Genomic DNA, 20,353 nt, shown 5'->3' on the forward strand with positions numbered 1-20,353 from the left:
GATGATTATTTGCCTGCAAAATTACGGCTATTTCATCATATTAGCAAGCCTTTTTATGTGTTTTAGCAGCTTTTCCCCGTTCCTCTCAGCCACTTTTTTCTTCGTTCGTTTCTGTCCATCTTACTTGTTTTCAATACTTTAGGGGCAAAAAGTATGCAACACCTCCAATGACGAATTCCCATTCAAATCCTTGTGCGATTCATATATTCATCCTAACTTTGCCATCGCATTAAGTCAAGCAAATCACTAAAAATCAAAACGACTATGAACAAGAAAAGTATTATGACGATGATGCTCGCCCTCGTCACAATGACGGGGCTGGCACAGACAAAGACAGCAACTGTCACTGGTTATTCACCCGCACTGAAAGACGGCACTTTGGTACTTGCCGGTACTGGTACTATTGGAAATGTTGTAGACACCGTCCAAGCAGGACGTTTTGCCTTTACTCTACCAGTAGAAGAGCTTTCTAGTGGTTTCCTCTCTTTTATGGGCGAAGGCTTTCCCAATTTTAATTTAACCCTCTTCCTGCGTCCAGATGTGACCGTTAATGTGACAGGTAATGACAGTTCCTACCCTTTTTGGAAAGTGGAGAGTCCGCTGTCTGAACAGCAGACTCAGAACCGTATGATGGAGTATTGCCGAGATGTAATAACAGAATTAATACAGAAAGACTTGGCTCATGCGCCTTGGGCAGAGAGAGAACCTGTTGAGATGAAATATATGAAGCAACAAATGGACATCCTGCCATCACTACCAGTAGATGCTGCCACAATCCGTGCACTATGGGGCATAGCCATGACGGCAAAGAATACCAAGGACTTCCCACACATGGATCAGTTGAGTAAATTGGAAAAGACCATCGCAGCCCGTGCACCTAAAGGGTTTGAAGAGACATTGGCAGAGATACACAACTATGTCTATCCACCACGTGTCTTGAAGGTGGGGGAAGAAGCGGTGGATGCTGAACTTTTCGATATGCAAGGACAAAAGCATCATCTATTTGAAGCCTTTACCAATAGCAAATATGTGCTGCTCGACTTCTGGGCCATTGGCTGTGGTCCTTGTATGATGTCTGAGCCAGAGATGAGAGTATTCTATGAGAAAGTGAAGGATAAACTGGAGATTATCGCTATTAATCAGAATAAGCTCTCAGAATGGCAGAAGCATGAATTCAGCAAGCGTATTGTTGGGAAGAACTGGAATAACGCCATGAAGGATATCAGTAGCAGATACTGTGACATCGGTGCCATTCCTTATTATGTACTGATTTCACCTGACAAACGTATCGTCTGGAAGGCAATGGGCTATCAACCTGGAGATTTTATGGGACTTGCTGAAGCCCTCAACGGTCCCAGACAGGACAATAGTTCCAATCTCCAGTTCGCTATCCGGAAAGTCGAGACCAAAGCTAACGGTACCATTATCAGTTTCCGCTATTATGCAAAGAAAGGCTACTGGTTCCGCATTGCCAAAGACTCCTATCTCACAGCTAATGGTAAGAGATATAAGTTGACAGCAGCCGATGGTATCAAGCTCGACGTTGATAATTATGCTGAGATAAATGTCTTTACTGCCAAAGAGGACTATATTAGCGAAATAAACTACAGCGATTTCACGCTGACCTTTGAGCCATTTGAGACCATTCCCGAAACCTTCGACTTCATAGAGGGTGATGTACAGGGTGCCTTCGTCATCCGTAATATTCATTGTAACTTATGAAATGTCAAACCACGTAAATTTTTAAACCCTTGTCACCGTTGCCGCCTTGCAAAACTGTTTGGGAATCAGGTGGTTGTGGGTAACAACGAGGTGGCAACGGTGACAACGATTGGCGGTTTTGCCCTTATAATGTATTTCCTATGAAAGTAAATTCAGTGTGTTTACTTAGTAAATTCAGTGAATTTACTCACCAAATTCAGTGAATTTACTGAGATAGGAGATATCGGAATAAAAAGCAACTGACAGGGGTGTTTTACGAAGGTGGTTTGTCGGTAGGAAAGCACCCTTTAGTCGGTAGGAAACTATCCTTTTGTTACCGACAGATTATTTGTGAATTTGGTTGTTTGTAATATTATTAGTATATTTGCAACAAGATTACTAAGTAATATTAACAGTGAAATATGAAACAGCCTACATCTGAACGTGTTTTGAGTAATTCCCGTGAGCGTAAAGTCATCAACCTTGACTCAGAGGACAATGACACCAACACTACTGATGCCGCAGGAGCTTGTCTGCAATTCCACAGACTACCGATGAAGCCGGAGCCAGCCCCCACAGGTAAGTACCGTTGGTATCATATCCGTTTCGAGGGTGGTCTTGGAGGACAATCCGATGTCGACATCAACAAAGGACGTTGCAGTGCCGTCATTCCAGCATGGGCTCTCCTTGCCGCAGTTTATAACGAGTATGACTTCCATCTTGCCAGTATCGAGGTGGGTGAGTCAAATGCCTCTATCGCCACTACTGCCGACCTGATTGTCTGTGTCCGTTCTGGTGAGGCTGCTGAGTTTGTCAAAGCACAGGAGGAGAGTATCAACGAGTGGTTGCGTGAGGAATATGGAGCGAACGATCCCCATATACACTGTACCATCGAGAAATGCGACAAGCGGGAGACGGTCATCCCCACAGCCACCTTCGAGGCACTGATGAGTTGTCTGGAGCAGATCCCGCAAGGGGTTGTCAAGATGAGTGAGACGATGAAGGATACGGTGGAGACCTCGAATAATGTGGGACGTATCAGTACGGAGGGCGACCATCTCCTCGTCAGTACCCAGACCCGCAGCATCATCGATGCCGACATGCAACAGCTCAGTCAGGATATCGCCGACACCTTCGCCTCCTTCGGTGGTCAGTCAGAGATAGTCTGACGACACCCGCAGGACTATCTCTGATGGAACAGCTCAGGCATTTGAGGTAACAGAGCCTACGGATGTAGTGGCGTGAGCGGGTAGATGATGTTCACGATGAGGATGTTGGCAGCGAGGATGATGATGTTCATCAAGATACCAATACGCATGAAGTCGCTGAACCGGTAACCACCAGGACCATATATCAGCATGTGGGTAGGAGAGCCGATAGGTGTGGCGAAGCTACAGCTGACACTGATCATGAGGGCGATGAGGAAGGTATACGGATCATAACCCAGTTTCACTGCCGCCTCGTACATAATCGGGAAGAACATGGCACCCGCTGCCGTGTTGGAGATAAACTCCGTGATGAAGGTACCCACCAGACAAATCGCTGTCATGACGACAAGCGGGTTGCTGCCACAAACATCCAGGATGCCAAAGGCAAGGCGCTCGGCTATTCCCGTTTTCTGAATGGCAAGTCCCAGCACGACACTACCAGCGAACACCATCAGTATCTCACCATTGATAGACCTGACAGCCTGCTCTGGTGTACAACAGCCGATGAGGAGCATGATGGCGGCAGCGATAAAGGCACATTGCAACAAAGGCATGATGTTAAAAGCTGACACAATCATCATCGCCAGCATGACGATGGTCGAGGCAATGGTCCTCCAACTGATGTTAGGCAGTTGCAGGTTATCAAAGAAATGGAGTTCCGACGACAGCTTCTCGGTATTGATAACCAGATGTGGGGGACACTCCAGGAGTAAGGTGTCACCAGCCTGCAGTATCACCTGGCGGGGAATCTTGTCAAGACGTTTCCCTCTGCGGGCGACAGCCACCAGTGTCATGTTGTTGTCACGCTCAAACGAGTTTTCCTCGATGGTAGTGCCTATCAGGGGACTGCCAAAGGTGACATAAGCGGTGCGTAGCTGACGGTTCTTGTCCAGTTCATCCAAGGAGAAAACATGATGATTGGCACTCACCAGTCCGTGTGTCTTTTTCAGTTCCAATAACTCGTTGATCTGTCCGGCATAGACCAGATGGTCACCCCCCAGGATGAACTCTTCTTTGGTAACGGGGGACGGCACGTTGTCAAAGTGGTAGAACTCCAACAGGGAGCCACCCTTGACTTTGAAGAGTCCTGCCTCTCCCAGTGTCTGACCGATATACGGATTATCTGACGGTACCAACAACTCAACGGTATATTCTGATGTCGCCTCGAAGGCTGACTCTGGCACTTTACGCTCTGGTAACAGCTTCTGCAAGGCGATGACAGAGAGTATTCCGACGAAAAGACAGAACAGTCCGGGAATCGTTGTCGCTAACACGTTCATCGCTACCCCCGTCTTCTCGGCATACAGTCCGGAGATAATCAGGTTCGGAGGAGTACCGATCAATGTACAGATACCACCCAGTCCTGATGCGTAACTCAACGGAATCAACAGTTTGGAGGGGGATATCCCTAATTTCTTTGACCACATCTTCACGATGTTGACGAACATGGCGACTACCGTGGTGTTACTCAAGAACGAGCTGAGTACCGCTACGGGGAGCATCAGTCTGGCTACCGCTTTCGTATAGGACTCAGGTTGTCCTAACAGGTTCTTGGTAATCCATTGCAGTACCCCTGTGTAAGTCAGTCCCGCGACGACGATAAACAATACTCCGACGATGACTACCGATGTCGAGCTGAAGCCTGAGAACGCCTCTTTCGCATCCAGTACCCCCGTGACATACAATATACCGATAGCACAGATGAATACGAGGTCTGTACGTATCTTGGTACAAAGGAGGGTGGTGAACAACCCCAATACTGTCACAATAGTAATCCACGCCTGAAGATTGAATCCCCAGAGAAGTTCTGTTTCCATGGTATTTAGTGTTTTATAATTTCAGATACTCTCGGAAATAAGCGATGATGTGATCCAGTCCTTCATCCAGTTTGACCTTCGGCTCCCATCCTAACTCCCGTTTTGCAACGGTGATATCCGGACGGCGCATCTTCGGGTCGTCACTGGGCAATGGACGGAACACGATCTTACTCTTACCACCGATCTTCTGAATGACCTTCTCTGCCAGTTCGAGCATGGTGAACTCACCAGGGTTGCCCAGATTGACAGGACCTGTGAAACTGTCGTCTGTGTCCATCACGCGGAGCATACCCTCAATCAAGTCACTCACATATTGGAAAGAACGGGTCTGCTGACCGTCTCCATAGATGGTCAGGTCCTCACCACGCAGTGCCTGGACGACAAAGTTAGATACTACACGACCATCGTTGACAGCCATACGGGGACCGTAGGTGTTGAAGATACGGATGACCTTGGTACGTACGTTATGCAGACGATGATAGTCGAAGAAGAGCGTCTCGGCGACACGCTTACCCTCATCATAGCAGGAACGTAGTCCGATGGGGTTCACATTACCCCAGTAGCTCTCTGGCTGTGGGTGTACGTTAGGGTCACCATAGACCTCACTGGTCGATGACTGCAGGATCTTAGCCTTTGTGCGGCGTGCCAGTCCCAACATGTGATATGCTCCGAAGAAACTCGTCTTGGTGGTCTGTATCGGGTCTGTCTGGTAGTAGATAGGAGAGGCAGGACAGGCGAGGTTGTAAATCTCATCCACCTCAGCCCAATAGGGGTTGATGACATCATGGCGCACCAACTCGAAATTGGGTTTCCCAATCAGGTGCCATACGTTCTCTTTAGAACCGCTATAGAAGTTATCGATACAGATGACATCGTTGCCCTCATTGACGAGGCGTTCACAGAGGTGGGAGCCAATAAAACCTGCTCCACCAGTAACTAAGACTCTCTTCATGATTGTTTTTATGTTTATAAGTTTTTGCAAAGATACTAATTTTTCGGATAACACCAACGATTTTAGAAAAAAATATAAGCGGAACACGTCCTCACGGATGAGTCCCGCCTTCGGTTGTTAGCAATCTAAATAGGTAGTAGTATCTTGTATCAGGGATTAATATTCCCTGTAAAAGTCTAATGCGTCCTTGATCTCCTCCTCTGTAGCTGTCTGGTTGATACGGATGTCTCCGATACCACCTAACAAGGTGAAGTTGATCCCTGAGCCCTGGTTCTTCTTGTCGTGATGCATAAGCTCCAGAAGATAAGGATAGTCATCACAGGTGATCGTCATACGACCATAATGCTCCTTGATGAAGTTGACGGTCTGTCGCATCTTATCCTGTGGGAATCCCGTCTTGACGCAACAGAGGTAGAGCTCGACGACCAGTCCGTAGGCGACGGCATAGCCATGAAGGACAGGCTTGTGTTTCAGCGCATACGACTCGAAAGCGTGTCCTGCGGTATGTCCGAGGTTCAGTGCCTTACGAAGCCCTTTCTCCGTAGGGTCCTCTGTGACGATATGCTGTTTGACGGCAACACTCTTGGCGAGGAGGTGGGATAGATGGTCTATAGTATCTATAGTGCCTATAGTTCCTATAGTATCTATAGGGTTATTGAGCAGTTCTGCCCAATGCTCTTCATTGTCAATCAGACCGTGTTTGAGCATCTCCGCATAGCCGGAGAGGATATTCTCATGGTCGAGGGTACGCAGGAACGTGGTGTCGATGATGACACAATGGGCGTTGTTGAAGACCCCGATCTCGTTCTTCAGACCTCCGAAGTTGATACCTGTCTTACCCCCCACGCTGGCATCCACCATAGAGAGTAGGGTGGTGGGTATATTAATATAAGGTATACCACGCTTGAAGGTGGAGGCTGCAAAACCACCCAGGTCTGTCACCATACCGCCTCCCAGGTTGATCATGAGGGAATGACGGGTGGCTCCCATCTGCTGCATCTCACTCCAGACATGGGAGAGTGACTCCAGCGTCTTGTGGGTGTCTGTGGCTCCAATCGTGATGACCTGAGCCTCCCGCATGCAGCTGAGGTTGCTGACCACTGGCAGACAACAGTCACGGGTGGTCTCGTCGACGAGCACCAACAAGCGGTCGTGGGCACATTCACTCACGGCTTGCTCCAGCGTCGTAGGCAGGTTTTGGGAGAATATAACCTTCTGTGGTTTCATTGCGGTTGCAAAATTACTATAAAATTTGTAAATACTTCTATAAAAATGTGGAATAATTGTCAGGAATACAATTTTTTTGATTTATATCGTTAAACTTTTCAACATGGGGAACGTCCAAAAGACATAATTTATACAATAGAATGAAGAAAATAGCGCTGGTTTTGCTCATGATAGTATCTGCTATACAGGTCATGGCACAAAAGAATATTACAGGTAAGGTGATAGAGAGTGACTCTCAGGAACCTGTGGCACAGACCACCGTCCGACTCCTGAAGACGGACAGTACGATGGTGACAGGGTCACTGACAGATCTGAACGGACATTTCCGTGTGAAGGCTCCCGCTGCCGGTACCTATATCCTGCAGATCACTTGTGTGGGTTTCAAGGCATACACCAAGACGGTCAAGGTGACAGCCGATAAAGACATCGCCCTAGGAACGGTGGAGATGAAACCCGATGCTATCATGCTGAAAGGAGCGACGGTGACAGGACAGGCCGCCAAGGTAACCTTGAAAGAGGACACCTTTGTCTATAACGCCTCAGCCTATCGTACCCCAGAGGGCTCTGTGATAGAGGAACTGGTACGCAAACTGCCTGGAGCACAGGTGGATAATGATGGTAAGGTGACCATCAATGGTAAGGAGGTGAAGAAAATCCTCATTGATGGTAAGGAATTCATGACTGGTGATACGAAGACTGCCATGAAGAACCTGCCGACCTCTATCGTGGAGCGTGTGAAGGCTTACGACCAGAAGAGTGACCTTGCCCGTGTCAGTGGTATTGACGATGGCGAGGAGGAGACGGTGCTCGACTTTGGTATCAAGCGGGGTATGAACAAGGGCTTTATGCTGAATGCCGATCTGGCGGCAGGTACCAGAAAACGCTATAGCGGACGTGTCTTCGCTGGTATGCAGAGCTCAGACTTGAAGATCTTTGTCCCGTTGAGTGCTAACAACGTCAACGATATGGGCTTCCCTGGTGGCGGCGGTCGTTTCGGTGGTGGCAGACAAGGACTGACTGCTACGAAGATGGCAGGTTTCAACCTGAACTACGAGAAGAAAGACCTCCTGAAACTGGATGCCAGTATCCGTTGGAACCATCGTGACGGGGACGCTGTCGTACGAAGCTCTACGGAGAATTTCATGACTGGTTCTTCCTCGACGTTTGGCAATAGCTTAAACAGTAATCTCTCCAGGAGCAACAGCTGGGATGCCCGTTTCCGTCTGGAATGGACACCTGACTCGATGACGAATATCATGATGCGTCCGCAGTTTAACTACAACTCCAGTGACGGACTGAGCGAGGGACTGTCCCTGACCTTTGACGAGGATCCGTATAAGACGGTGACAGCCCCCCTGGATCCTGAGGTACTGCAAATATTGGTGGACAAGGGAATCGTCAAGAACAGAAACTTCAACAACTCGATATCCTATAGTGACTCCAAGAGTGCAGGCGGATGGCTGCAACTGAACCGACGGTTGAATAACAAGGGACGTAATGTCACCCTGCGTTTCTCTGGTAATGTGGGCGAAGGAATGAGCAGGTCATTCACCAATAGTCTGGTGGAGTATTATCAGTTGCTGAACCAGCAGGGAGAGGACTCTACTTATCAGGCGAACCGTTATGCCGTGACACCCACCAAGAACTGGAACTATGGTATCCGTGCCACTTATAGTGAGCCCATCTTCCGCCAGACTTACCTGCAGTTCAGTTACCAGTATCAATATAGTTATACGAAGAGCGACCGTGCGACATATGACTTCAGCCTGTTCCCTGCGGATTTCTTTGGCGTAACACCTGTCTATCGGGGATGGGACGATTATCTTTCTTTGTTAGGCGGTCTTCCACTGGAGGGTTTCAGGGATGACGACCTGAGTCGCTTCTCGGAGTATCGTAACTATAACCATACGGCGGAGATCATGCTGCGTATCGTCCGTAAGGCATATAACTTGAACGTAGGTTTCCAGGTACTGCCACAACGCTCCCATTTCACACAGGACTACCAAGGAGTTCATACGGATACTGTCCGTACGGTGACGAATTTCGCGCCGACAGCCGATTTCCGTTGGAAGATCTCCAAGGTGAGCCAGTTGCGCTTTACCTATCGTGCCAATAGTAGTCAGCCCTCGATGTCTGACTTGCTGGATATCACAGACAATAGTGACCCGTTGAATATCCGGAAGGGTAATCCTGGGTTGAAGCCATCGTTCACCCAGAACTTCCGTATGTTCTATAATAATTATATCCAGAACCATCAGCGGAGTATCATGGCACATTTGAATTTCTCGACAACCAGTAATTCGATATCCAATATGGTGAGGTATGACGAGAAAACGGGTGGACGTACTGTCAGACCAGAGAATATCAACGGAAACTGGAACACCTTCGGTATGTTTATGTTTAATACTGCCATCGACTCTGCTGGCTTCTTCAATGTCAACACGTTTACGACGCTCCGTTATAACAACAGTGTGGGTTATGTGAGTGTCAAGAGGGATGCTGACTCTGAGAAATCCACAACACGTACGACAACTTTGGGTGAGCGTCTTGCCGCAAGTTACCGTAATGACTGGTTGGAGGTCGAGCTCAACGGTTCGTTGGAGTATATGCATGCCCGCAGTGAGTTACAGAGCAATAACAACCTCGACACATGGACCTTCTCCTACGGTGGTAGTATCCTGCTGACGGCACCATGGGGAACCCAGTTGTCAACCAGTATGAATATGAACAGTCGTCGTGGCTATAACGATAAGTCGATGAATACCAACGAACTGATCTGGAACGCCCAGTTGTCACACTCCTTCCTGCGTGGCAATGCGCTGACCCTCTCACTCCAGTTATATGATATCCTGCATCAGCAGTCAACTTTCAGTCGTACGGTAGATGCCATGCGTCGCAGCGATACCGAATATAATGCCATTACCAACTATGCCATGTTGCATGTCATCTATCGCCTGAATATTTTCGGAGGAGGCAGCAACAGAGGTCCTCAGGGTGGTCCCGGAGAAAATGGTGGTCGTCGTGGAGGAGGCTTCGGTGGTGGACGTCCTGGCGGTGGTCGCCCTGGTGGCGGCTTCGGAGGTCCGAGGTTCTAAGATAAGCTAGGATATAAAAAAGGCACTCAAAACTGAGTGCCTTTTCTGTTGGTTGTTATTCTGCTTTCCGGTCGTCGATATTATCACCCTCCGTGGGAGCTAAGTCCTCCTCAAAATCGGTGATACCCGCTGTAACAAGGATGTCATACCACTGGAGCAACTTCTTGATGTCACTGTTGTGGACACGTTCCTGATCCCACTCAGGCAGTACCTTGGTGAAATAGTTGTGCAGCTCTTTGGGAGATGCTTTCTTGTAGTTGACACTTGCGGTCTTTCCTTTCTCCAAGTCACGCAGGGAAGCAAGCACTTTCATCAGAGGCACGTCGTCTGTCTCTGTGAACATGGCGATGTCAGCAAGTGAAGTGATACGGTCTGTACCGAAAGCCGGCATACGCTTGCCTGTCCCGTCAAGTGCCTCTACGATGAGGCTGTTCTTGGAACGTGATACCAGTTTGTAAAGTCCCGGTTTTCCCGAGATGGCTAAAATAGTCTGTTTCATATTGTTTTCTTTTTTGTTATGTTGTTTCGATGTTTCGTTATTTCGATATTCCGATGTTCCGATGTTCTGATATTTCGGGGATTTGCGCTATCTGTGCGTCGATATCGGCTTTGCCATCGTTAATAATCTCGTAATGGGCACGCTTTCTTACCTCTTCCTGTGGTAGTTGGCGTTGCATCCACTGTAACACTTTCTCCCGGGTGATATGGTCACGCTGCATCACACGGTCGATACGTACTTCCAGAGGAGCGGTCACCACGATGACTTTGTCTACTAACCGGTAGATGCCCGACTCATACATAATAGCACTTTCCATCCATGTCATGCCACTCTCCTCGAAGTCCTGGAAGACAGCAGGATGGACAATAGCGTCTATCGCCTTGGCATGGTCGTCACTCTGCAACAGAAACTGTGCCACAGCGGCTTTGTTGAGCGTACCGTTTATATAAGTGTCACACCCGATGAGTGTCGTCAGCTCCTGCCGTATCTTCGGAGAAGTGCGGATGAGCCGCTTGGCAGCGGCATCACAGTCATAGACCTCAATCCCATAGCGAGCCAGTTGTCGACAGACAAAACTCTTGCCAGAGCCGATCCCCCCAGTAATCCCTATCTTCATTCCACTTCCTCTATGAGATAATCCACTTGTTTGAGGGGTAATGTCGCCCTGCTGATGCCTTGAGGAATCTCCTTCAAGTAGATGTTGCACTTATCTGAAGGGCGTTGACTGATCTCATTATAATCGGCAATCACGGTGAAGTCTTCAGGACGTAATGTGCGGAACTGACTGACACCTGTGACAAAACGGATACTGATCTTAGGTGGGAAGGTGCGCAGCACTTTTCCTGGTGGCATATTAATCGCCTTGATAGTTACACCATCTATGCTCTCTTCTGTCAGTACGTCCGTATAAAAACCGATACGCAGTTGTTCTGGGACAACTTTGACATCTTTGGGATGGGAGGCTTTGCAATTGACGATCAGGGTGTCTCGGAATCCTACGTAGTTGAGGGCTTCAGAGTAGATGACGCTGATACTATCCAGTTTCTCCCTGGAGGAATAGATGTCCACACTGTCTGGCCAGTATTGTACGTGGGAGATGAAATAGAGTTGCTCAGGAATCACCCGTCCTGTCCATCTGACAGGTACACGCTTCCGCTCACCATTATTATAAAAGAACTCGACACGGTCCGGTTTCACGGAACTGATATGGGTCGTCATCTCTATTTGCTGTGTGATCAGTCGTTTGAGATCAGACGAGGACACCATACCATAGCCGTTTCCTCTGTCATAGTTCTTATACGAGATATTGATGTTGCGGTTTTTCTCGTAGAGGTATCTGATGAGGATCCATCCTTTGTCGCGCATTATCACCCGAAGGGTGTCTGTCTCGTTGGAGGTGAGCACCACATTCTTGGGAATACCGACTATCTTCATGGTGATCTTGACTTCCTTCTCGTAAGACTCATTCAAAGTCAGAATCAACCAGAAGATGCCCGACAGGATGAGGAAGAATGCGAATACCAGGAATTCCCTGCTCGTCCTATTGAACAAGAAACGCTTGATATAAAGTGATATCCGCCGTGTCTCCACCTGTCCTCCCTTCTTATCTTTTATTTCTCACCTCATGCCCCTTCCGACTTACTTTTGCGTCGGTGTGCTTGCCATGTCTTTGAAGACAGAGCCTTTGTCAACGCGGATTACCACACCGTCGGCGATCTTCACCTCGATGACACCTGTCGCAAGGTCGATTTTCTTGACGGTACCATAGATACCTCCGCCTGTTACCACAGAAGTACCCTCTGTCAGCGAGTTCTGGAAATTCTGAATTTCCTTCTGGCGCTTCTGCTGAGGCTTGATCATGAAGAAATACATGATGGCAAAGATTGCCACCATCATAATAATAAAACTGGTCATGCTGCCACCGCCTTGGGCGGCTTGAGCAGCGAGAATCATTTGTGTCATTTTATGTTATAATTTTTTTTTGATATTTCGATATTCCGATGTTTCGAGGGTTAACTCCTTTCCTCCATATGCTTCAGCAGTCTTCCACTTTCTATCAGATGACGTGCGATAGCGTCCAGCATACCATTGATATAGCCGCCACTACGTGGGGTGGAGTATAATTTGGCAATCTCTACAAACTCGTTGATGGTTACTGATATGGGAATACTGGGGAAGGTGAGCATCTCGGCAATGGCAATCTGCATAATAACGATGTCCATATAGGCGAGACGGGAGAAGTCCCAGTTGCGTGAAGCCTCCGTCATGTACCGCTGATAGTCGTCTGCGTTCATAATCGTGGCGCGGAACAGTTTCCGGGCATAGTCCTTGTCCTCGTCGTTACTGTATTCTGGGAGTAGCTCTTGTTTCGAGTGTTGTTTCTCCTCAAAGCGCTTGATGGTCTTTAATACAAAGGTGTCCACCACTTCCTTGTCGTCATTCCAATAAAGACTCTGTTCTTCCAGGAGGGCATCCAGGTCGTTGTTGTCTTGTATCAGCGTACGATATAACTTACGCCACAACTCACGGTCTGTCTCGTAATTGTCCTCTTCGGACTCCATGTATTCTTTGTAAACTTGACTCTCAATAATCAGATGATAGATTTTCTTGAGAAATTCCGGCTCGTCATCCCAATTCAATTTCTTTGTTTCCAGAAACTCGTTCAGCATCTTGTTCTCCTCCAGTTGGAGCGCAAAACGGTTATAGGCGAATTTCTGTGACGGCATCTCCGTCCCCTCGCGCTTTGCTCTCGACTGAGCCACCTCCAGATAACGGCGTGACTCTCTGGTAATCGCAACGATGAGCGCTAAGAGATAATTATACAGGTCATACGCCTTTGAAAGACTGAAGAGAAGCTCTTTCTCCGCCGTCTCAATGTTTTTGTTGCCGTTTTGGTAGTAGGCATAGGTTAACTGGACTACCTTAATTCTTATTAACTCGCGATTAATCATATTCTATAGAATAGCTAGTTTGATACTCTTATCACCTGCAAAGGTACAAAGAAGTGATTGAAAAACCAAAGGAAAATCCATTTTTCTTCTGATTTTTCTTGCATAATATAGGAATAATTCGTACCTTTGCACCCGCTTTTCGCATCGTGTGATGGTGAATTAAGCAAAAATGTATAACTTAATTTAGAGTAACACAGTTTATTATGAGAGAAATTAGTGTAAACGGTCAGAAGCGTGCCGAGACAGGTAAGAAAGCCTCAAAACTGCTTCGCAAGGAGGGTCTGGTACCCTGTAATTTGTATGGTGAGACAAAGGGTGAGAAGGGTCTTCCCGAGGCATTCTCTTTCGCCGTTCCAATGGCAGAGATGCGTAAGGTGATTTATTCTCCTCATGTATATGTTGTCAATATCACTATTGACGGCAAGGAGCACAAGGCTATCATTAAGGAGCTCCAGTTCCATCCCACGACAGACGCGCTGATTCACGCTGACTTCTATGAGATCAACGAGAAGAAGAACATCACTGTCGGTATTCCAGTGAAGCTCACTGGTCACGCTCAGGGTGTACGTGATGGTGGTAAGCTCCAGTTGCAGATCCGTAAGATCAACGTTACCGCTCCTTATAAGAATATCCCCGAGTTACTCGAGATTGACGTCACTTCTTTGGAACTTGGCAAGAGCATCAAGGTTGGTTCACTGAGCTTCGAGGGTCTGGAGATTGCTACTCCGAAGGAGGTTATCGTATGCTCTGTAAGGGCTACACGTGCTTCTCGTTCGGCAGCTGCAGCAGAGGATGCTCAGTAATAGCCAGTTGGCAATAGAATGGACAAGTATTTAATTGTCGGTCTGGGTAACGTCGGCGACGAGTACGACATGACCCGCCACAATACTGGATTTATGGTATTGGACGCTTTCGCAAAGGCGTCCAATATCGTTTTTGAGGATAAACGCTATGGCTTTGTAGGTGAGACGAGTCTCAAGGGTCGTAAGGTGTTTCTCCTCAAACCTTCTACGTATATGAACCTCAGTGGTAACGCGGTGCGTTACTGGCTCAACAAGGAGAATATCGACCAGAGCCGTCTGTTGGTCATCAGCGATGATGTGGCAATCCCCTTGGGACAGTTCCGCCTGAAGGCTAACGGCTCCAATGGTGGGCATAACGGCTTGGGACATATCCAGCAGCTCATCGGACAGAACTATGCTCGTCTGCGGATGGGAATAGGTAATGACTATCCTCAGGGGATGCAGATAGACTATGTCTTAGGGCGTTATGGCGAGGAGGAGATGAAGGTGTTACAGCCTGCCATCGACTTAGGGGTGGATATCATCAAGAGTTTTGTGCTCGCCGGGATTGATATCACCATGAACCAATACAATAAATTAGGTAAGAATGGAGGAAGCAAGAGTTGACAAGTGGCTGTGGGCAGCCCGTATCTTCAAGACACGCAGTATCGCCGTCGATGCCATCAAGAACGGACGTGTGACGATGAACGGTATGAACGTCAAGCCCTCCCGGATGGTGAAGGTGGGTGAGGTCGTCAGTGTCCGCAAACCTCCTGTGACCTATTCCTTTAAGATATTAAAGACCATCGAGCAAAGGGTAGGGGCAAAACTTATCCCGGAAATTTATGAGAATATAACGCCAGCCGACCAATATGAGTTGTTGGAGATGAACCGTATCAGCGGTTTTATTGATCGTGCCCGTGGCACAGGTCGTCCCACCAAGAAAGAGCGTCGTGCGTTGGATGAGTTTATCGGTCCTTCTCTGGAGGGCTTTGACGAATTTGATTTTGACGAAGATGATATTTGATATCCTATTGATTATAGCCGGTGTGGCGATGGTGCTCTATGGAGCCGACCGTCTGACGGAGGGAGCCTCTGCCTTGGCTCGTAGTATGAATGTGCCGGAGATTATCATCGGCTTGACGATAGTTGCCGCAGGGACCTCTGCCCCAGAGCTCTTTGTCAGCATGGTATCCGCCTTGAAAGGTACGCCAGATATGGCTATTGGTAATGTGGTGGGTTCCAATACCATGAATGCCATGCTGATAGTCGGTTGTGCTGCCATGGTAGCCCCGATGACGATCAGCAAGAGCACTGTCCGTAAGGATATCCCTTTCTCTGTCTTTGCCTCTGTGCTGTTGGTACTCCTGAGTCTTAACAGCTTTTTGGGACGCTTGGACGGTATCTTCCTGCTTGCGGGTTTCGCTTTATTTATGTATTACACCTTATCACAGGCAAAAGTCGGAGAGACAGCATCTGTGTCAGAAGTCAAAAGCGTGAAACCTTGGCTGAGTGCCTTTTTCGTGTTGTTGGGTCTTGCCCTCCTCGTTATCGGCAGTAATATCTTTGTCGACTCAGCCTCTCGTGTAGCCTATTCCTTAGGTATCAGTGAGGGTGTCGTCGGCTTGACGATAGTGGCAGGAGGAACCTCCCTTCCGGAACTTGCCACCAGTGTCGTAGCGGCACGTAAGGGACAGTCTGCCATTGCCATCGGTAATGTCATCGGCTCGAATGTCTTTAATATCCTGTTAATATTAGGACTCACCGCCACCATCAGTCCTATGCAGATACAGGGTGTCACCCTTGTGGATATGGGAATGATGTTAGGTTCCGTATCACTGGTGTGGCTGTTCTCCTATACCCGTTATACGGTGGAGCGCTGGGAAGGTGCCCTCCTCGTTATCGGTTACCTCGTCTATCTTGGTTGGTTGCTGAGTAACGTGTAACCTTTTAGTTCCCTTTTGTGATACCTCCTACCACATCATCGTTCTCGATGCTGTGCTCCGCCTTTTTGACACTTGCCTTCAGGGAACCGAAACGGTAGCTGATGGAAATGGCAAACTGACGCCCACGATTCCATGAGGTGCCAAGATCGCGGAAGTCACCGTTGACGGCTTCGTCACAGTATTTGGTATAACGGTCAAACGGGTCGTTGGTCATGATGCGCACCGTCAACCGGTCGTCTTTCAGGAACGAGCGTTGTAACGATGCGTAATAGCCGTACCACCCGTGCATCTTGTAATATACATTAGTGGGGTTGTGTCCTATCTTGCCATAGGCACTGAGTGACAGCTGTAGTCGCCATGGCAGCTTCTGGGTGATGTTGATGTAAATATTATCCGACCACCCAAAGTTCCGATAACCGAGGTTGGGATTCTCGTAATGCTCATAGCGCAGGTTATTATTGAAGACGAGGGTAGTGGTCTCGAATGGTTTCCATTGCGCATACTGCTCAAAGGAAGCACGGCGATAGCGTTGGATATTGTCATAGGTCAGATAGCGGATATCCCCCTCTGCTGTCTGGATGGAGGCGATGCCCCCATTACTGAACTGGTAGCCGGGAGCCAGTTGAAGGGTCAGATGCTTACCTACAAACATATAGATGAGGTTGAGGCGTTGGGAGTGAGAACTTTCCAGTTGGGGGTTACCACTCTGTATAATCGTTGGTGAGATGACTACGGCAGGATTCAGGTAGGAGATACCCGGACGGTTGATACTGGTGGTATAGTTCAGTTTCAGCGACTGTGTCTCTGTCATCTGGTATTTCAGACTTGCCTGTGGCACCCAGTCACTGAGCCGTTGGTGAAAAGTCTCTCCCTTCCCGTCAGGATAACTACCCTCCATATAACTGTATTCATAGCGTAGTCCCGCACGTGCCGACCATTGATTTTTATTAAGGATATAATCCGCATAGCCGGCAAGGACACGGGTGGTGTGCTCGAACTGATAATCTGTCATTGGCAGGGCATCCCGATAGTCCTGTGTGTTATGACTGTTGTTATTGCGATAAATATACTTCGTTCCAATCTCTATCTGATGTCCTTTTCCAAGGGGTCGCAGCCAGTCTGCTTGAAAGGTGTGCTCCGTAAATCGCTCCCGTTCCGTTTGCAGGGTGTTGGTATAAGGGAAAGGGCGATCTCCCTTGAGGATGACATATTCATTCTCCTGATCCGTATGTTGACGCGTCAGGGCGAGCATGTAAGAGAGTGTGAGTCGCTCGCCCTCCCGCCGCGTCTTATGCTCGAAGTCCAGTCGTCCGTTCCAAGACTGATGACTGTACCCTGGCATCCAGTATTTGTTGTTGTAACTATAGAGGAGATTCTCCCCTGATGGAGGTAGGAGTTCTGTCCAGCCGTCCCCTTGCACGTTCAATTTATAGAAATAACCACCAAATGAGGCAGACAGCAGGTTAAGGGAGTCGATGTCATAACTGGCATTGATGTCCCCAAAATGAATGCCGCCGGGGTTGCTGCCCTCGCTATGGGAAAGCAGTCTGTTGCCTGTCTGTAGAAAGGTACGCTCTGTGTCATTGATATTCTCCGTCTCACGTCTTGACATCCCGCCATAACCATAGTTGGCAGACAGTAGTAGTTTGCCGACCTGTCCTGTCAGGGAGGTGTAGAGGTTAGGATGATTCAAGGTGTTATAATACAGGTTGACGACCCCCGTCACCCCGTCAAGTTTCGAGTCGTCCATCATCACGATATTCAGGATAGCGTCCACACCTTCCGCATCCTCACGGGCACCAGGGTCTGTGATGACCTCGATACGCTTGACCATCGAAGCTGGCATCGCCTTCAGGACCTCCTTGGCATTCTTTGTCAGACTAGGGTCGTAATGTCCGTTCTTATAAATCTTGAAACTGCTGTTGCCCTTCACTTTGATGTTATCATCACCGTCGACCGTCACCATCGGTACCTTGCGCAGCATATCCATCACGGTTTGTGTCTTTGACTCCTCGTCGCCCTGTACGTCATAACCGATACGGTCTATCTCCTGCTTGATGAGTTGGCGTTGCGCCTTCACCTCGATACCCTCCAACTGCTGATCCCAAGTGATGGAGTCGTTTCCCACTTTCAGACTATCCGTCTGAGCCATAGCAACCCCTGCTTTCGCTGCCATCAGGAGCGAAAGACATACTGTTTCCCAATATTTCATATCGTCTTACTTTTTGAGTCGTTCGATGCTCATGTCAAACAACTGCTGTATAAACTCGTCCTTTGTTTTCTTTTTTAATTTCACAATCTCTGTTGCCACTATGTTCTTCTCCACATCCTCCAACGATTTGGTATCCTTGCAAAGACGATAGATCTGTGTGGCATAGCTATTGGCTGCTGTTCCGTCTGGATTCTTCAGAAAGAGGTTCTTGTAGGTGTTGAACTCTGATAGCCATGTCTCAGACGGTTTGGTGTCAGCATCGGAGAAGAAACTGCCAAATGCGAAATTGTTGCCATTGACCGTGATGGTTCTTGACTGCTTCTTTTCCTGTCGGAACTTCAGCGTCGTAGCATAGGTCTTGACGATACGTCCTCTGATCTTGTTGCCATTCTCTGCCCATTCCAACGCATAGGCATAGCGATGCTGACGTAGTGTGTCATTGGGGTCGAGGAAGCAAGCGTAGATCCATTTCGAGTCTTTGATCAGTCCGATGGCAACACCTCCTTTATTACTGTCACCAACAGCGAGAGAGACAAAGTCCTCACTATTGCCATTCGACCCAGTACTGACACTATAGGCATGAGCCTCGTCCAGCTCGAAAGCCTTCCGGATATTGTCTATCAGTCGTTTATCCCGATTGTCAGTTAACTCAAAGTCGTAGGTGTCTTCCAGTCCTTCCATCGTTCCTAAATCAGGATCCTTCTCCACACTGTGTCTTGAGCTTATTTCTTTGATGTTACTATTCCTCAGGGCATCGAATGCCTGTTGGATGTGTTGCTGTGCGAGTACTGCCGAAGGGAGTAGCATCAGCAAACCCGTGATAAGGATGTTTTTACTCTTCATATGCGAAATATTCTTTTGGTTCTTCTACATAAATAATGGTTCCGTCTTCCTGCATTACTGGAACGAAGCCTGCTGCTGTCAACTGGACATGGGCAACCTCCTGTCTTGCTTGTTCTATCTGTTGTCTGACAGCCTGCTGCTCTTGTTCCATCTCCGCCATCAACGTATAAGCCTTGTCGTAGTCGTGGATAGTAGGTTTAGGCTTGCGCAGTCGTGAGCGTTGCTGTTTGACAGGCTGTTGTTTGCGCAGTGCTGTAGTATCAGGCAGAGGTTGCTCGTTGGGAGCCTCTGGACGTAGCACTGTTGTAGAATCTGCCTTCGCAGTCAAGGGGGTGGGCAGAGGAGAAGGTTGCCATAACATGGTAACAGGCAGAATCGCCATTCCAACCACTGCGGCAGCGATACTCCATCCTATCCATCGCTTTCGGTTCTTCTGGGGTTTCATCCCTTCCATTTCCGCAAACAGCAGGCGATACTCCTCCCATTCCGCAGGCACGTTGCCTTGGGTGAAATACTGGTTAAGAATATCCTCCTCTTCCAGTGTTGTCGTACCATCCATAAACTCGGTCAACAATAGTTGGATGTATTCCTTGGTGTATTGTATCATATCTTGTTCCTTCGTTTGATGTCTTCTAATAAAGACCGTCGTGCTCGTGCCAGTAGTGTACTGACGGAGGTAATTTCTATACCCAGCAGACTGGCTATCTCCTCATGGCTTCGTCGCTCCACTTGTCGCATGTATAATAAGGTGCGTTGGGTGGTGGGTAGTTGCTCCAGTTTCCTTGTCAGCCATTCCTCGTTCTCCTTTGTCTCCAAGAGTTCCTGAGGACTGAGGGTCAGTAGTATCACGCTCTCTGCATTCAGTGGCTCCATCGACCGTCGTCGTTGGTGGTTTCTTACCAAGTGGCGGGTCATCAGTGTTACCAAAGCCTCCACCGACTGGTAGTTGTCCAGTTCGTCGCGCATCTGCCACAGGTGGAGCATCACATCCTGTGCGATGTCCTCTGCCTCCTCGTTGCCCGCCCCACTGCTGCGTCCTACGCTCAAGGACTTCTGATGCCATGTGCGGGCTTGTTGTTCAAATGCGCCTTTGTCCATTTTATCTCATTGTCATTAATAA

The 20,353-nt window shown here is 48.3% G+C and carries 19 protein-coding genes; 7 read left to right on the forward strand and 12 right to left on the reverse strand.

Annotation, left to right across the window (positions count from 1 at the left end):
• The first annotated feature begins 264 nt into the window (after nt 1-264).
• A complete protein-coding gene (locus BM257_RS09600) occupies nt 265-1,722 on the forward strand; it encodes a TlpA family protein disulfide reductase (RefSeq protein WP_092071698.1) in 1,458 nt (485 codons plus the stop codon).
• Between the two features lie 401 nt (nt 1,723-2,123).
• Nucleotides 2,124-2,870: a zinc-binding metallopeptidase family protein gene (locus BM257_RS09605; RefSeq protein ID WP_092071700.1), complete on the forward strand. Its 747-nt coding sequence runs from the start codon at nt 2,124-2,126 to the stop codon at nt 2,868-2,870.
• A 56-nt stretch (nt 2,871-2,926) separates the two neighbouring features.
• Here the strand turns inward: BM257_RS09605 and BM257_RS15180 are convergent, their stop codons facing one another.
• The 3 genes from BM257_RS15180 to aroB all read right to left on the reverse strand — a co-directional run bounded on the left by BM257_RS15180 (nt 2,927) and on the right by aroB (nt 6,905).
• Entirely contained in the window at nt 2,927-4,726 is a 1,800-nt protein-coding gene (locus tag BM257_RS15180) for an SLC13 family permease (RefSeq protein ID WP_255405709.1), read from the reverse strand.
• Nucleotides 4,727-4,739: 13 nt separating this feature from the next.
• Nucleotides 4,740-5,678 (reverse strand): UDP-glucuronic acid decarboxylase family protein, encoded by a 939-nt coding sequence (locus tag BM257_RS09620; protein WP_092071703.1) that lies wholly within the window; start codon nt 5,676-5,678, stop codon nt 4,740-4,742.
• Nucleotides 5,679-5,834: 156 nt separating this feature from the next.
• The gene (aroB, locus tag BM257_RS09625) at nt 5,835-6,905 is read right to left on the reverse strand and encodes a 3-dehydroquinate synthase (RefSeq protein WP_092071706.1); all 1,071 of its coding nucleotides are present in this window, start codon (nt 6,903-6,905) and stop codon (nt 5,835-5,837) included.
• 140 nt (nt 6,906-7,045) lie between these two features.
• Here aroB and BM257_RS09630 point away from each other — a divergent pair, with 140 nt between their 5' ends.
• On the forward strand, nt 7,046-10,000 hold the full coding sequence (locus tag BM257_RS09630) for a TonB-dependent receptor (protein ID WP_092071709.1): 2,955 nt from the start codon (nt 7,046-7,048) through the stop codon (nt 9,998-10,000).
• A gap of 55 nt (nt 10,001-10,055) precedes the next feature.
• Here the strand turns inward: BM257_RS09630 and BM257_RS09635 are convergent, their stop codons facing one another.
• From BM257_RS09635 to nusB, 5 genes are read right to left on the reverse strand one after another with little or no spacing between them, the layout of a single operon-like run.
• The gene (locus BM257_RS09635) at nt 10,056-10,499 is read right to left on the reverse strand and encodes a DUF5606 family protein (protein WP_092071712.1); all 444 of its coding nucleotides are present in this window, start codon (nt 10,497-10,499) and stop codon (nt 10,056-10,058) included.
• Between the two features lie 37 nt (nt 10,500-10,536).
• Complete coding sequence (gene coaE / locus BM257_RS09640) at nt 10,537-11,115, reverse strand: dephospho-CoA kinase (protein ID WP_092071714.1); 579 nt, start codon at nt 11,113-11,115, stop codon at nt 10,537-10,539.
• Entirely contained in the window at nt 11,112-12,089 is a 978-nt protein-coding gene (locus BM257_RS09645; protein WP_092071717.1) for a YbbR-like domain-containing protein, read from the reverse strand. Before BM257_RS09645 ends, coaE begins: the two co-directional genes overlap by 4 nt.
• Before the next feature lie 48 nt (nt 12,090-12,137).
• A complete protein-coding gene (yajC, locus tag BM257_RS09650; RefSeq protein WP_177216076.1) occupies nt 12,138-12,461 on the reverse strand; it encodes a preprotein translocase subunit YajC in 324 nt (107 codons plus the stop codon).
• 50 nt (nt 12,462-12,511) lie between these two features.
• Nucleotides 12,512-13,450 (reverse strand): transcription antitermination factor NusB, encoded by a 939-nt coding sequence (gene nusB, locus BM257_RS09655; RefSeq protein WP_092071720.1) that lies wholly within the window; start codon nt 13,448-13,450, stop codon nt 12,512-12,514.
• Between the two features lie 203 nt (nt 13,451-13,653).
• Between nusB and BM257_RS09660 the strand changes: the two genes are divergently transcribed.
• From BM257_RS09660 to BM257_RS09675, 4 genes are read left to right on the forward strand one after another with little or no spacing between them, the layout of a single operon-like run.
• Complete coding sequence (locus BM257_RS09660; RefSeq protein ID WP_092071723.1) at nt 13,654-14,253, forward strand: 50S ribosomal protein L25/general stress protein Ctc; 600 nt, start codon at nt 13,654-13,656, stop codon at nt 14,251-14,253.
• An 18-nt stretch (nt 14,254-14,271) separates the two neighbouring features.
• Complete coding sequence (pth, locus tag BM257_RS09665; protein WP_092071726.1) at nt 14,272-14,859, forward strand: aminoacyl-tRNA hydrolase; 588 nt, start codon at nt 14,272-14,274, stop codon at nt 14,857-14,859.
• A complete protein-coding gene (locus BM257_RS09670; protein ID WP_092071729.1) occupies nt 14,840-15,259 on the forward strand; it encodes an RNA-binding S4 domain-containing protein in 420 nt (139 codons plus the stop codon). Before pth ends, BM257_RS09670 begins: the two co-directional genes overlap by 20 nt.
• Complete coding sequence (locus BM257_RS09675; protein WP_092071732.1) at nt 15,249-16,178, forward strand: calcium/sodium antiporter; 930 nt, start codon at nt 15,249-15,251, stop codon at nt 16,176-16,178. The genes BM257_RS09670 and BM257_RS09675 overlap by 11 nt, the downstream gene beginning before the upstream one ends.
• A gap of 4 nt (nt 16,179-16,182) precedes the next feature.
• Here the strand turns inward: BM257_RS09675 and BM257_RS09680 are convergent, their stop codons facing one another.
• From BM257_RS09680 to BM257_RS09695, 4 genes are read right to left on the reverse strand one after another with little or no spacing between them, the layout of a single operon-like run.
• Complete coding sequence (locus BM257_RS09680) at nt 16,183-18,390, reverse strand: outer membrane beta-barrel family protein (protein ID WP_092071735.1); 2,208 nt, start codon at nt 18,388-18,390, stop codon at nt 16,183-16,185.
• A 6-nt stretch (nt 18,391-18,396) separates the two neighbouring features.
• Nucleotides 18,397-19,233, reverse strand: a complete 837-nt coding sequence (locus BM257_RS09685; RefSeq protein WP_092071738.1) for a hypothetical protein — start codon at nt 19,231-19,233, stop codon at nt 18,397-18,399.
• On the reverse strand, nt 19,223-19,840 hold the full coding sequence (locus tag BM257_RS09690; RefSeq protein ID WP_092071741.1) for a hypothetical protein: 618 nt from the start codon (nt 19,838-19,840) through the stop codon (nt 19,223-19,225). The genes BM257_RS09685 and BM257_RS09690 overlap by 11 nt, the downstream gene beginning before the upstream one ends.
• The gene (locus BM257_RS09695) at nt 19,837-20,331 is read right to left on the reverse strand and encodes an RNA polymerase sigma factor (protein ID WP_092071744.1); all 495 of its coding nucleotides are present in this window, start codon (nt 20,329-20,331) and stop codon (nt 19,837-19,839) included. The genes BM257_RS09690 and BM257_RS09695 overlap by 4 nt, the downstream gene beginning before the upstream one ends.
• Between the last annotated feature and the right edge of the window lie 22 nt (nt 20,332-20,353).

This window comes from Prevotella sp. tf2-5, from assembly GCF_900115435.1.
GTDB lineage: Bacteria > Bacteroidota > Bacteroidia > Bacteroidales > Bacteroidaceae > Prevotella.